Here is a 13,953-nt window from a genome sequence, read left to right as displayed (position 1 = left end):
TCCCTTATTTCTCTGCGCCTTCTCCTTGTGTTGCGTTAAACTTCCATTCCACTTCAAGCTGGTCACCCTGAAACACGTTTTGATCTTCGCCGTTGTCAACAAACTCGAATTCTACCCATAATTCATTCATAGTACCTGTAGTAAGCCCGCCTTTCTGCTCCCACAATGGATCCCATACTTCCTTTTGAACAATGTCAGGGTCCATGTTTTTTAATTCATGAAGGGTTGTTTGAAAGACAGGTTCGCTTTCCTTATCCCAGTTGAATAGGAAATTTACTCTGATATGCTTGCCTAAATCTGCCGATCCGTTATCGCCTTGCGCATCCACAAGGGTATAGTCAGTTAGTAGATTCACTGTGTCAATTTTTAAGCTGCCATCGTTGGTTAGCTTAAATTCCCTGACCATCGTATCCCCTGGTTTCAAATTGCTGATGTCAATAATCTTCTGTGGATCCACAGATAAATCCAACGTCCCCGCTGCAAACGTATTGTTTGTCGTTTCTGTGTCGCTGAAATACGCGAATGTACCTCCCCCGATTAACGATAATCCGAGTGATGCCGTGACAACACTCATCCCCAATTTCTTTTTCATACCCATTTTCAATCTCCTCCCTATGAAATGTTATATTAAACTCTTAATGTATTTTGAGAAATACATCAGAAGAATAACCAAATTAAGCAGAACGGCTTTCTGTTTTTCCATCTATTTCTCTGATCGCTTGAAACATGGAAACGATAGAATACAAGAATAGAATGACTCCCGGCACAATGAGTAATAAAGCAGCACCGGCCTTTGAACTAGCATAGTTTAGCAGGTAACCTGCGTATGGGATGGTAAAGCCGACATATTCACCTATCACGTTCTTGCCGAGTACAGGATTAACATCAGCTGATTCATTGTGGTCACCTTTTGTAACATAGGTCACATTCCCATCAACCTGTTTAGTATCAATAATTCTATGGGTAATGACTTTATCGTCCTCTGCGAAAAACGTAATCACGTCCCCCTTTTCATAGGTCATCCCTTCATTTGACGGCTTAATCGCTATGATAGAACCAGTCTCGAAAGTCGGCTCCATTGATCCGGAGAGCACGGTCTTGAATTGATACCCAAATAGCGTTGGTTCTCCGCCGCTTGCCTTTGAGGAAATGACTACAATAGCCAGGCAGATCATGACTCCAATCATGAGAAATGTAATCAGGCTGCTAATTACTTTCCACGTTTTCTTCATCATTGTTTTCGATTTCCCCCTCTTTTGTTTTTCCCTTATCATTCGTCTTTGCGGATTCTGACTGTTCTTCTCTTGGTGGGTTTGAAGCTTGTTTTTGTTGTGTGGATTCGTTGGCAGGCTTTTCTTGTTGTGGTGTAGCTTCTTTGGTGGACTCTGATTTCTGAGTTGATGACTTCTTGGCGGGCTTAGCTTGCTTCGATGATTCCTCGTCGGTTGGTTCCTTTTGTGCTGATTCGTTGGCAGGTTGACTTTTTCGACTAGTTGTATTTTCGCTCGCTGTGTCAGATTGTTCATCTGTTGTCGTCTGTGGCAACGGTGCGGGCTTATTCTGTTCCTGCTTGAGTTCCTCAATTCTTTGCCGTAAATCAGTGATAAGATCTTCTATTCGTTGGAAATCTATTCTCTCGTTCGATTTTTCATAGATCTGGTGGATCTCATTCAAGCCTGCTTGAACATACTTGGTCGGGTCCTTTCCAGACGACTGAGCTCTCCTCTCATACTCTGCGATTTCATCGCGAATGGAGCTTAATCGTTGAAAATTAGTGTTCATCTGCTTCCGCTTCTTCTGTATTTTTTCTAATTTAGCCTTAGCCTGATCTATAGTAAGACTATCGGCAGTGATCGTTAAAAGATCATCATAAGTACTGCTCAATTGGTTGGTTATACCTTGAGCCTCCTTCACCAGTTCTTCAATAGTTTCAGGAAACACAGCAGCAGCGGTAATCGTCGAACTTACCACCTCCTGGTCGGAAAATTCGGCCTCTGTTTCATCCACTACGCAGGAGACTAAATAAAAAGTGATGCTCCATAAGCATGCCAGCACTGTAAAACTTTTGAGATTCATTCTTTCACCCGCATTCTCATGATTCTATTGACCTCTATTAACTTTTCGTTCGTCATAGGGAAACCATAAGCTGATTTCCGTTTCCTGTAAATGGGGGGAATCCCCCTTGAATAAACTGTCTGAAAAATGATGGATTTGTCGTTATTAAAGGGATACCTTTTATAACGAGATGAAAGCACCACATTATTCCCCCTAATAAGGTATAAATTCTCACATATGACGTAGGGCTTACCCTCTATTAAATATGGGCGCAAACGCTTATAGATCATCTCCATGAATAATTTTCTCCACAAAAAATACTCGCCCCACCCGCTTGATGGTTTTCTGTCTTTTTACAAACTTTATTTGGTTTTAAAAATACTATTAATCGTTTGGGCGCTAATTTTTGTTAGAGTTATTTTAAACAATTACCCTTGCAATACGATGCACATCGTTATACAATGTTATCGTCAAATATTGGTAAAGGGGCGAAAGCGATGGATCGAGAAATCATGAAAGGCAGCATCGACATCCTTATGCTCGGCTTAGTATCAAAACACGATATGTATGGTTATGAAATCGTCAAGCATTTAAAAGAACAGAGTGGTAACCTTTACAACATGAGTGAGGGTACTCTCTATCCTGCATTGAAGCGCTTAGAGAAGAAGGAATGGCTGACCTCGTATTGGGCAGAAACATCTAGTGGACGAAGGAAATATTATAAAATCACAGAGGAAGGTCGTACGGTGCTCGATCAGAAGCTTGGCCAATGGAAAAGCGTAAATGAGCTGATTATGAAAACATCGGAGGATTTGCCATGAATCGGATGGAGAAGCACGTAAACCGTATCCTGGACCAGATGCAAAGTCCGCCTGATGAGCGAGAAGATATCAAAGAAGAGCTTATGGCCCACTTGGAGTCGTCAAAGAACGATTATGTGAATCAAGGAAACTCTGAAAAAAAAGCAGAAATGCAAGCATTGAATGATTTCGGGGATCCGAACTTGATCGGACATGGGCTTCAGGAAAGCTTGTATCCCCATCAACGCAGCTTACTGTATGTGATTGGGATTGCCACACTATTGTTCGGTGTCTTTTTCTATATAAGCCTGACATTCGTAGTCGGCGAAGTCGAACCGATCTGGCTTCTCATTCAAATGATTATTGGAAGTGCCGTCACACTATCAGCCATCAATATTGCCTTTATGGGACGCCACTACTGGTCATTGAATGTCCTTGTTCTCATCACGGCTATGTGGAACGGGTTCAATGGGATGATTGTGGAGCAAGTCCCCGGTAGGCAGGCTATTTTATTCTGGTCCTACTTGGTTATCGTCGTTTTATTATGCATTTTGTTCGTAATACGAAATTCATATTACTCCTCAACTCAAACTACAACCACGAAAAAAAGCCGGAGTATCTTGAAGATCAGCTACGTCGTGAACATTATATTCGGCGTCATGATCTGTGCAGCTGCTCTGTTTTTCACCTACGGATTTCTTATATTTGGAGGGTTCGGCTGGACCTTATTGTTTCCCTTATCCAGTATTATTGCCTGGTTGATCTTCTTTAAGTTCCAGATGAAGCTAATACAAGACCGTCCTTTAACGGCAATCGCTGTAGGGTTTGGATTTTTAGTCTTTGTATCGGTGTCCCCTTTCGCCATCGCAGCAGCGATGTAAGGAGATGAATGACTATGGAATTCTCTATTGAATTAGTAAGCTGGCCCATTTTCATCCTGTTTTTAATCATTCACGGAGTTCTTCTCTTTTTCAAACAAAGGAAAAAAGTTCTCTATTCATCCATGATCATGATTGCATTTGGAACCGCCTCCATGATTTTAGGGCTGATTCACTTTCAGCACCTGGGTGTGTATGGAGTAATCGTCATACTTGTCGGTCTAGTCATCTACATATCGACCAAAGATCTTATTGAAAAAGGGTGATCACATGTCTTTGAAAAAAAAGAATACGATCTTTCTATTGATCGTCGCCGTTTCTTTCGGTTTGCTTTATTGGATGGGCACATTTGCAGAAGGACCAAAAAAAAGAACGGGACTCGGCCGCTCCCCTGTTCTTTCCGCAGATGGAGAAGAAATCATTTTTTCCTATTATAAAAAGGGCGATGCCGCGCTCTATACCGCTCCCGCTTCAGGAGGGAAAGCTCACCTGCTCCTTCAACCAAAGACGTTTGATTCATACGTCCGGCCAGCCTATTCTCCCAATGGAACGAAACTTTTGTACATCAAAGAATGGGAAGTTGAGGGGAAACCGTATAGTCAATTAATGATGTATGACTTCGAAAAGGAACAAAGCCTGCCTCTGAAGGATTTAGATCATTATATTAAAGAAGCAGTATTTGCTCCTGACGGGACTCATATTTATTTTATCAAAGCAGAAGGCTACCAGAAGAGTCCCAACAGTGAACGAGTTATGCCAGAGGATTATGATATCTATAAAATGAATCTCGATACGTACAAAACGGACCGAATCACAACATTCAATCTTTATAGTCTTTCCTCTTTGCAAGTCTCGAATGATGGAAAGCATTTAATGTTTTCACTTTATAATGGGAAGGATTTAGTCCAGCTTCTTAACTTAGAAACCAAAAAAGTGGAAACGATCATGCCAGGGCCTGAGTATGAATCAGGTGCTGCGAACGGGCCTACTATTGGATCTCCAGCACTATCCCCAGATGGAAATTCCATTGCCTTCTCTGATGTAGCAACCAGTTCAGAGAATGGCACGTATCTATATGAAGTCTTCACTATGAACATCAATGGTGACGATGTCGAACAAGTCACAAACTTCCATGAACATGTGACATCACCTGCTTTTTTTCCAGAAGGTGAAGACTTACTCGTCACGGTGAACCAGAATTTTGCTGGTGGTCTTCCTGATTATGAATATTGGAGAGTCAGTAAGGATGGGAGCGAGCGGAACGAAATTATCATTGAGATACCTGAATAATGTTTTATGATTAGATGGATGTACAAAATCCCGGCTGCACCTGGTTTCGAACCTTGAACATTCGGGATACTACATTTCTTATTAAGGCACAAGGAGATAATTCCTTATGTGCAGGTGATGAGGAAGGCAATAATTACACAGAGAAATAATTATTTGCACAATTCACGGTATATACTTGCTCAAAACACCTCCATATTTACCTGAAATCAAGAATAATTCATTCGATGCTTGAAGTTGAGGAAAAGCTTTGTCATCCAAAGAGCTGTGAAAACAATAGCTACATCAATAAGAAACAGATACATTAAGTTCATCCCCTTGTCCATTTTCAACAGATCCACGGCAACTGATAAACCGCCAAATCCGAATGCGAAAATCAAAGAGCCAATGATACCGTATATGTAAAAGTTTTTCTCCCTATTCGTACAATACTGATATAACAGCAGAAATGTAACCGGAAATAACACTGCTGTAACGGTTATGCCAACAGGGAACAAGTGGAATAGCGTGTGCGGATGCACGAGGAAATTTTTCTTGGATAAAACATTATCCACATTTGACCATAATACATGGACTGTGTAACCAAAAAAGCAGATTTCAAATAATCTAGCCTTGTCCACTTTAAAATATAGAATGATGAGCGGGATCACAACACTCGCCATATTAAACCAAAAAAACCATGTATCTATACCTGAGTACAAATCCCAATAATTATTTACTAATTTATTTAGCTGTTCTTTTTGTTCATAAATCTTTTCATAAAGCTGTGTTTCCCTCATAACTATCCCCCCCATGGACTATCATAGGGATAGCTTTTGCAAGGGAAATGGTTCTTATTCAATCTCAGGATTGAATAAGAACCTACGGGTCTGATGTAAGGTGAACTTGCTTACGATTAATGTTTTTTTACCTGGATTTTTCTGAATAAACGTTTTGCTTCAGGCGAACATACACAAAGTCCCTGACATTCACCAGGAATCTCAGGGACTTTTTAAGAGTCGTTCAGGTCATTTGTTATTTTTTAATGTTTGTCATTCAACCTTCTACTAATTTTTCTTCTTTCATATACCTAAAAACGGGTACAATCTCCCCCACATTAACAGGCAGGTAGTTATAGGTAACATAACCTACCTCAGACTCCGGTTCGAGTGACAAAGCAATCAGATTAGCCGCTGGCTGAGCCGAGCTGAAGACATAGCTGCCTTCTGGAAAGCGATAAGTTTTCTTCTTCCTATCCGTTTCAACATGGGTAAGCAGATGACCCTGATAGTATGTTTCATCTACCTCTTTATCTGTCACTTTATAGCGTTCTACCTCCAATGTTTTCGCTTCTTTCAGCTTTTTCACCTCAACGCCTTGCAGCTTAAGTTTCTTCGCGATCTCATGATAGGCTGGAGGCATAATATAGGAAGTTGGACGTACGATTTCCTCTGTCGGAACCGATTGTTGTGAACTTAAAAAATTCACGGGGATTCGCTCGACTGCCCCTTCAGCAATGTCAACGACATCCAAGTACTGCTGACCCGGAAGTTCTTGCCGTTTACTATCCAACACAATGTTATCTTGTTTCCCTATCTTTGCACCTTGACGTGTAATCTTCGCTTTGGCATGCTCAATCACAGATTCGATGGCATTCGCACGTTTTGCCGCCGTCTTGATGATATTGGTATGTGCCGTTACTGATGCAGCAACACGGCGTTTAAAGGTTTCACGGCCCAACCCGTATCCCCGGCTCTCGACTAAAATTGTGAAAGCAGGTTGGAGACCATAGGCGTTGGTATCTATTCCGGCAGCCAGACTGCCTCCTGTAATAGTTGGCTTATCCGCAGACTTCTTAAGCAGGTAGTACGGATAGGACGAAAAACCTTTATCTTCAAGCGCTTTATGCGTTGGTTTCACAAACCATTTAGCGGCTTTCTTTCGAACTGATTTGGGAATATTTAAATTCAAGTCGGGCGCCAATAGAATATCATGGTAAGGAATGGCCCCCTCTTCCCCTATTCCCGGTAATTTTTCCGGGTTAGGAAATTTGCTCGGAAGCCCCAGATACCCATGCGCACTGATGACCACTTCCGGCTGATAGTTGTTGAAAATCTTATGAAGCGTTCGAATGGCTGGAAGCTCTAATTTCACGTGATCACGATTGGCATCCAACTGATTCGCGGTCTGGCGTTGAAAATAATAAGAACCGTCCGGGTTGATACGGGGAACTAAAATGACATTAATCTCATCAAGGACGTTCTCTCCGAGCTTCCCTTCTGCCAGCTTCTGGGCTATGACAAGCACGGATTCCCCGCCCGTTGGCTCATCTCCATGAACTTGACCTTCCAGCATCACGGTTGTTTTATTTTTGAAGTCTTCCATATTTCCATGACTGGTTGATAAAACCAATAAAGGAATGGCGCGTTCCTCTAGGGAATGACCCGCAATTTTCATCTTCATCACGTCACTTGAACGATCTAACTCTTTTAAAAACGACATCATTTCTTGCTGAGTTGTAAAATTCTTCTTTCCCGGCTTGAATCCGGGTGTTTTAAAGTCAACATCTGGGGTTGGATATAACGCCTCAACTTGTTCGGGCAAGCTGTAAATCTTATCAAAGTACGGTGTAAAGCTTGAATTCGGCTGTCCTGCCACTGGTATATCCGTTTTCGGTTGAGTCGTATCTTCACCTTTTTGTGAATCGGTTGCTGCCTCAATTACATACCCTGAGCCAAACAATGCTGACGAAAACATTAAAATAACCATCAGTCTCGTCGCTAATTTATTTCTCTTCTTCACGGTTAAGCCCCTCCTTACATAGTTTCATAGAAAAAAACCGCTTCTTACTTATGTACTCCTATCGCCATTCACTCCAAATCGGTTGTCCTAATGCTTCCTGTACAATTTTATACTAATCACTCCCTCTAAAAAATAGTGACAGCCGACTCACCTTAATTAGCATGAGAAAAGCTGCCCTCCTTAAACCTTTCGATCTTTAATTTTTAAAAACCTTCATCATCCAGTTATTGTTTTTAAAAAATCATATTACGCCATGTGACCAAATAACGGTGTTAGTTTTATTTGTCCAGGAAATCAATTGGAACTCGTCTACTAATAAGACTTATTTATTCATGAACTAATGAGGCTCTCAAATTGTTAACGCCATTTTCCATATATCCCTTTAAACAAGTTAACGTATATACCCAGCCTTCTTTTTGGCCGATCATTTTCGCCACAATTTCGGGGTCGTCTTCCTTTAGACCTGATTCAATTACTTTAACAATTGTACTTGTATCAGACCCTTTTAGTGTGATGGCAACAACCGTTTCTTCATTATGTTCTTCTCCCCATGAGAACACTATTTTCTTATTGTCCTCGACCTCCAGCACCTTAATCTTTCCTTCAGCATTGTATTCATCATACCTCAATGTAATAGTCTTACCTTGCTGCCACCTTTCTGAACTAGAAGAAAACCAAAAGTTTCCGATTTTTGCAGGTGATACAAATGCTTCAAACACCTCACTAGCCGGTTTGTTAATTTTTAATTTCGTAATGATTTCCGTATTCATCCTACATCCCTCTTTATAAATTATTACAGATTACGTCCTAGCTATGAAATTTATCTTCTTTACATTGTCATGTTGCAAACTTGTTGTTTGTATGGGCAGAGATAGGGGCCGGGAAAATAAAAATACATCATCCTTCTTGCTCTGGATACGTTTCTCTCAAAAACTTAACAGATTGGTTGATTAACGCTTTCAATACATCCACATCAATATCTGCGGTTTTATTAATGTACACACATGCTTTTCCCGTCTTATGTTTTCCAAAGTCCTCCAATAACTGTTCACGTTCTGTGTCACCTGTCGCAAAATATAAACTAATTTTTGCTTTTCGCGGTGAAAAGCCGACTAATGGGGCATCACCTTCGTGTCCAGACGCATATTTATAATGATAAGCACCAAATCCAATGATACTCGGCCCCCACATTTTCGCAGGGTACCCCGTTGTTTCTGTAAAAACATCTAATAACTTATAGGCATCCTCACGTTTCTTTGGACTATCGACATTTTCAATAAATTCAATCACACTGTTATCATTTTCTTTCGTTTTTAATTCATACATATACAAAATCTCCTTTGATCCAAGTTACTTTTTTTCTTCGGTTTCCACTGGATTCTCATCATAAGAAGACCAGTCACTCCAGCTGCCCACGTAAAGCTTGACTTGATCACCAAAGCCGGCTTCCTTCAATGCGAGCACATTCGCACTTGCCGTCACGCCTGAACCGCAGTAGGCGATAATTTCCTCTTTGTTTTGCAAAAAGTCGAAACGTCCTTGCAATTCACTTTTTGACTTCCATTTTCCTTCGCTGCTTATGTTTTCTTTCCAAAACAAGTTTTCCGCACCAGGGATATGTCCTGCTTTTTTATCCATCGGCTCCACTTCACCACGGTAACGTTCCGGAGCGCGGGCATCAATGAGAGCTACATTGCTGCTCTCCTTTTTTTCGCTTACTTCTTCCATTCCCACAACCATCCCTGGCCGTATATTAGGCGTAAACACAGCTTTTTCTGGCGTTCCTTCATCTATTGTTGTCGGATAGCCTTGGTTGGCCCACTCCGAATAGCCGATCTCAAGCACTGCGACTTGGTCATGACCTAAATATTTCAACAGCCACCATAGCCGCGCTGCCATGGCACCTCCCTGATCATCATACGCTACGACATATTTTGTCTCCCCAATACCGGCGCTACTTAACTTTGCTGCAAATTCATCAATCTGCGGCAGCGGATGCCTGCCGCCGTGCTTTTTCACCTGCCCTGACAAATCTTTTTCAAGGTCAAAATAAGTCGCTCCAGGAATATGTCCTTCATTATAGTCATTACGTCCTTTATCCGGGTTACTGAGATCAAAGCGGCAGTCGGCCACTACAACCTTCTCATCCCCGATATGATCGTTTAACCAATCTGCACTGACCAGATTTTTTTCTATCATTATTCCACCTCGCTTTAACTATGCTCTTTATAGAATTTCGTCTTATGTTGCTGAAACTCCTTTTAAAGCGAGACTTTTGATTAAAAAAAAAGTCGCTTATCTTATGAAAGATAAGCGGTCTGATAGTTAAGAACACAATATTGGTTAAAAATTCAATCTAATGTTAAGTTAATAATTAATTACAGAGGGGGAGGGATGCTTAGGTGAATCATTCTAAAAAACATAACCTTAATTTTTATAGATGGTCTGGCTTTGTTATCGTACTCGTTTCAATGATAATGGATGGACTAATAACCAAAGGTGGTTTTTTTGGCTTTTCATATATATTCGTAGTCGGAACAATAGTTGGATGTGCCTTAACTTTCCCTGCGGAATATAAACTGAGGAAACGTTACTCAAAAGAAAATTCGCGCTAAGTGTTCCTATAGATGATTTCTCCTGTCATTAGCTCTTTCCCTTCACACATGAATCTCCAACCGTCTAAGTGAAATCGTTTGGAAACTATTGACACCACAGGGTAACTGCATCAAGTTCCACAGAAGGTTCGATAAGGACGGTTTGTAGGTTCAGGCAACTTCGTATATTTTTCCTGCTCAGGCGAATACGCGTATGGGTTTGAAAGAACATCCGTAAGCTGCTCCAATACACTGTAGTCACCTTTTTCCACGGCAGCCTCAAGTGCCTCTTCTACCCGGTGGTTGCGCGGAATTACCGAAGGGTTCGATTGCTTCATCAATTGATAAGCAGAAGCTTTCGATTCTTTCTGTCTATCCAGTCTCGCTTGCCACTGCTCATACCAATTAGTAAATTCAGTTGACCCACTCATAGCCGTGTCCTCCGGCTTCTCTAGCGTTAAAGCACGAAACGTATTGGTAAAATCAGCACGATGCTTTTCCATAATCCCGAGAAGATCCTCGATCAGAGGTTCGTCCTGGTCCTCTGCGGTTTGAAGACCTAATTTGTTCCGCATTCCCTCAAGCCAATGACGATGATACAAATCTTCAAACCCTGTTAGTGTCTCCTGTGCAAGTTCGACGGCATGATCCTGCTGGTCATGAAGCAGCGGCAAAAGGGTTTCCGCGAAGCGTGCGAGATTCCATTGGCCGATGGGCGGTTGATTTCGATAGGCATAACGACCTTGAACATCAATCGAACTGAATACCGTGGCCGGGTCATATTCATCCATAAAAGCACATGGCCCGTAATCAATGGTTTCACCGCTGATGGTCATATTGTCTGTGTTCATCACACCATGAATAAAGCCGACCAGCTGCCATTTGGCAAGCAGGGCAGCCTGACGCTTCACCACTTCCTGGTACAGGGCAAGATATCGATCTTCATTATCCTCAATATCAGGAAAATGACGCTCTAGCGCATAGTCAGCAAGCCGACGCAAATCCTCCACTGTGCCCCAGTTAGCCGTATACTCAAAAGTACCAATTCGCAAATGGCTGGCAGCTACACGAGTCAGAATCGCACCAGGCAGCTCCGTTTCACGCCTGACGGACTCTCCAGTTGTTACCACAGAAAGGCTTCGGTTGGTCGGAATTCCAAGCCCATGCATAGCTTCACTAATGATATATTCGCGCAGCATTGGGCCAAGTGTCGCTCGTCCATCACCACCGCGTGAAAATGGTGTCCGGCCCGACCCTTTGAGCTGAATGTCAAACCGTTCCCCTGAAGAAGTCACCTGCTCGCCCAATAGCACAGCCCTGCCGTCACCCAGCATAGTAAAGTTCCCAAACTGATGGCCACCATAAGCCTGGGCGATCGTTTCAGTACCTTCAGGAACCTCGTTACCAGCCATAACCTCTACACCTTCTTCACTTTGCAGCTTCTCAACGTCCAGCCCCAATGACTTAGCCAAAGATTCATTGAGAATGACCAGCTCCGGTGATTCCACAGGAGTTGGCTCGGTTTTTTTATAAAATAATTCCGGAAGACGGACATAACTGTTGTCAAAGTTCCATCCTATTTCTTTAGTATGTGTCATCGTATCTCCTTTGTTTGGTTTGTCATTTTACTATCCATCTATATTCTTCTACAAAAACCCAAAAATCATAGATGCTTATAAATAATTCCCTCGTTTTAGTGATTTAATCATTAATAAATAAAAGGAATGAACTTTTTCGTGTGCTTTCTATATGTATCAAATTGACTCCCATATTTCTCAGCCAGGTATTTATCTAATAGCGGGATGTTATAAAATGCAAAGAAGCAGAACAAAATGATTGGGATGCTCATCGCCCAAGGGGACCTGGTTAATAAAGCCAAAGCTGTAACCCATACCAAATCACCAAAGTAGTTAATATGCATCGCATAGTTAAATAATCCTTCCGTGTATAATTCCCCCTTATGTTCAGGGTTCTTTTTCCATTCATGCCTCTGCAATTCTGAATATGTGTTAATAAATGAACCAAACAGAAATAACAGAATGTAAACAAAGTCCAAAGTGGTTAGAGGTTTATGAGTAGTTAAGGAAAAAAGGGAAAATCCAATATAATATAGTGAAAAAGCTAGAGGAACGGAAAAGGCTTCAGCCCATGGCATTTTTCTTTTCAGGAGATAAAATAATGTAATACCCATACGTCCATATACGATTAAAAACAATATAAATAAGGTCGTATTTCTTATCTCATTCCCTTCTGTAAAACTCCACCCAAACCAATTGCTTAATTGTTGTCCGCCCTCCAGAAATAAAAACCATCCAGCAATTATTAATATGACTGATTCTAGAAGCACTACTGTTATTTTTTGAGATGTGCTTCTCTCTTTTCCCTGATACATATTTGAGCTCCCCCCTAAAAAAAGAATAACCAGCTTCTCGGATTATACTTTTGTTTTAACTTCTTTATAACACCCCCGAGGATAACCTCGCCTAAAAATACAATAAACATTTTGCTATTGATAAAAACGAATGACTTTCCGTGCTCTCTCCGTGATTTCATCAATTAAATACGTCGGGGATTTGACTTTCAACTGATCTCCAAAGCCTAACAAGAAGTTTACAGCTTCCTCTTCTGTCGGAAAAATTAATTCCATTTCTGTCCAGCCCTTCTGCTTTAGTTTATCAAACTCGCTCGTTTGAACGAAACGACCCGTAAACATGATTCTCTCCCTCGCTGAAGGGGAAGCGTTCACTTTTACATTAAATTCGGGAAGGTTCTGAACAAAATCCTGTTTGGATCCCTCCCAGTAGTCGGCTAATTTAAAATCGCTGGGTCTGTCAAAATGCTCATCCAGCAGGACAGCCTTAACGATCCGCTCCACCTTGTAATTGCGAAAGTCATCATTCTCGTTCTGTGCGGCGATATACCATGTGCTGCCTTTGGCCACTAATCCTAAAGGTTTAATGCTTATTTCTTTGCTCGTTCCATTTGCCTTTTCATAATGAATGCTTACCTGCTTGTTGTTCATGACCGCTTCCTGTAAGACACCCATCACGGAAGTTAAATCGATTTTCTTATCTCTCCAGGTTCCCATATCTATATACACGCGTTCCCAAAGATTAAGGGCTCGCTCTCTTGATGGCTCGGGGAGCGATAATGCCAGCTTATCTCCTAAGTCGGCTATGGACGCATCCATATTCAAGTCGGAAAGAAGCTTCTCTGCATGTGGCAAAAACAGCGTCAATACTTCATGATCTTTTAACCAGCTTAATTTTTGCTTCCAGTCATCTACAAGTCTCCAGCCTCCGCTTTTTCCCCTTTCCGAAAAAACAGGAATGCCGGCAGCATGTAACGATTCCATATCTCTATGAATCGTTCGTTCTGAAACTTCCAGCTCTTTTGCAAGCGTCGGTGTAGAAATGGTTTTCCCGTACTGCAGAAGGATTAATATCTTCATCATTCTTTCAGCTTTCATCTGTAATCTCCTTAAGAAAACTTTTTAAATCATGACACGAGATGTCATATATTCACTTTATACTAACCGTAACGAAATAGAAAGGATGG

General features: G+C 41.5%; 16 protein-coding genes. 5 read left to right on the top strand and 11 right to left on the bottom strand.

The genetic code is table 11. From position 1 onward, the window contains the following. Positions 1-4: 4 nt before the first annotated feature. The 3 genes from P9989_RS08425 to P9989_RS08415 all read right to left on the bottom strand — a co-directional run bounded on the left by P9989_RS08425 (position 5) and on the right by P9989_RS08415 (position 2,076). Positions 5-598 carry a CalY family protein gene (locus P9989_RS08425; RefSeq protein WP_283078326.1) on the bottom strand — a complete coding sequence of 198 codons (594 nt, stop codon included), beginning with the start codon at positions 596-598 and terminating at the stop codon, positions 5-7. 76 nt (positions 599-674) lie between these two features. Then, on the bottom strand, positions 675-1,232 hold the full coding sequence (gene sipW, locus P9989_RS08420; RefSeq protein WP_283078867.1) for a signal peptidase I SipW: 558 nt from the start codon (positions 1,230-1,232) through the stop codon (positions 675-677). Further along, on the bottom strand, positions 1,207-2,076 hold the full coding sequence (locus tag P9989_RS08415) for a DUF4047 domain-containing protein (RefSeq protein ID WP_283078325.1): 870 nt from the start codon (positions 2,074-2,076) through the stop codon (positions 1,207-1,209). Before P9989_RS08415 ends, sipW begins: the two co-directional genes overlap by 26 nt. 476 nt (positions 2,077-2,552) lie before the next feature. On the opposite strand from P9989_RS08415, the gene P9989_RS08410 reads away from it, so the two are divergent. From P9989_RS08410 to P9989_RS08395, 4 genes are read left to right on the top strand one after another with little or no spacing between them, the layout of a single operon-like run. Next, positions 2,553-2,876 carry a PadR family transcriptional regulator gene (locus tag P9989_RS08410; RefSeq protein WP_283078324.1) on the top strand — a complete coding sequence of 108 codons (324 nt, stop codon included), beginning with the start codon at positions 2,553-2,555 and terminating at the stop codon, positions 2,874-2,876. Further along, positions 2,873-3,736 carry a permease prefix domain 1-containing protein gene (locus P9989_RS08405; protein WP_283078323.1) on the top strand — a complete coding sequence of 288 codons (864 nt, stop codon included), beginning with the start codon at positions 2,873-2,875 and terminating at the stop codon, positions 3,734-3,736. Before P9989_RS08410 ends, P9989_RS08405 begins: the two co-directional genes overlap by 4 nt. Before the next feature lie 14 nt (positions 3,737-3,750). Beyond that, positions 3,751-3,999, top strand: coding sequence for a hypothetical protein (locus P9989_RS08400; RefSeq protein ID WP_283078322.1), 249 nt, complete (start codon positions 3,751-3,753; stop codon positions 3,997-3,999). 4 nt (positions 4,000-4,003) lie between these two features. Next, complete coding sequence (locus P9989_RS08395; protein ID WP_283078321.1) at positions 4,004-5,023, top strand: TolB family protein; 1,020 nt, start codon at positions 4,004-4,006, stop codon at positions 5,021-5,023. 206 nt (positions 5,024-5,229) lie between these two features. Here the strand turns inward: P9989_RS08395 and P9989_RS08390 are convergent, their stop codons facing one another. From P9989_RS08390 to P9989_RS08370, 5 genes are all read right to left on the bottom strand, one after another. Then, positions 5,230-5,799, bottom strand: a complete 570-nt coding sequence (locus P9989_RS08390; RefSeq protein ID WP_283078320.1) for a hypothetical protein — start codon at positions 5,797-5,799, stop codon at positions 5,230-5,232. Positions 5,800-6,055: 256 nt separating this feature from the next. Next, positions 6,056-7,801 carry a M14 family metallopeptidase gene (locus P9989_RS08385; protein WP_283078319.1) on the bottom strand — a complete coding sequence of 582 codons (1,746 nt, stop codon included), beginning with the start codon at positions 7,799-7,801 and terminating at the stop codon, positions 6,056-6,058. A gap of 326 nt (positions 7,802-8,127) precedes the next feature. Then, complete coding sequence (locus tag P9989_RS08380) at positions 8,128-8,571, bottom strand: SRPBCC family protein (protein ID WP_283078318.1); 444 nt, start codon at positions 8,569-8,571, stop codon at positions 8,128-8,130. A 127-nt stretch (positions 8,572-8,698) separates the two neighbouring features. Beyond that, positions 8,699-9,127, bottom strand: a complete 429-nt coding sequence (locus tag P9989_RS08375; protein WP_283078317.1) for a DUF1801 domain-containing protein — start codon at positions 9,125-9,127, stop codon at positions 8,699-8,701. Between the two features lie 24 nt (positions 9,128-9,151). Beyond that, positions 9,152-10,000, bottom strand: coding sequence for a sulfurtransferase (locus P9989_RS08370; RefSeq protein WP_283078316.1), 849 nt, complete (start codon positions 9,998-10,000; stop codon positions 9,152-9,154). A 203-nt stretch (positions 10,001-10,203) separates the two neighbouring features. Here P9989_RS08370 and P9989_RS08365 point away from each other — a divergent pair, with 203 nt between their 5' ends. After that, on the top strand, positions 10,204-10,416 hold the full coding sequence (locus P9989_RS08365) for a hypothetical protein (RefSeq protein WP_283078315.1): 213 nt from the start codon (positions 10,204-10,206) through the stop codon (positions 10,414-10,416). A gap of 110 nt (positions 10,417-10,526) precedes the next feature. Here P9989_RS08365 and P9989_RS08360 read toward each other — a convergent pair whose 3' ends face one another. The 3 genes from P9989_RS08360 to P9989_RS08350 form a co-directional block, all read right to left on the bottom strand. Then, complete coding sequence (locus tag P9989_RS08360; RefSeq protein ID WP_283078314.1) at positions 10,527-11,993, bottom strand: protein adenylyltransferase SelO; 1,467 nt, start codon at positions 11,991-11,993, stop codon at positions 10,527-10,529. A 110-nt stretch (positions 11,994-12,103) separates the two neighbouring features. Continuing rightward, entirely contained in the window at positions 12,104-12,787 is a 684-nt protein-coding gene (locus P9989_RS08355) for a methyltransferase family protein (protein WP_283078313.1), read from the bottom strand. Between the two features lie 114 nt (positions 12,788-12,901). Next, entirely contained in the window at positions 12,902-13,864 is a 963-nt protein-coding gene (locus P9989_RS08350; RefSeq protein ID WP_283078312.1) for a helix-turn-helix transcriptional regulator, read from the bottom strand. Between the last annotated feature and the right edge of the window lie 89 nt (positions 13,865-13,953).

Origin of the sequence: Halobacillus naozhouensis, assembly GCF_029714185.1 — a bacterium.
GTDB lineage: Bacteria > Bacillota > Bacilli > Bacillales > Halobacillaceae > Halobacillus_A > Halobacillus_A naozhouensis.
This window is presented reverse-complemented; position numbering and strand designations above follow the sequence as displayed.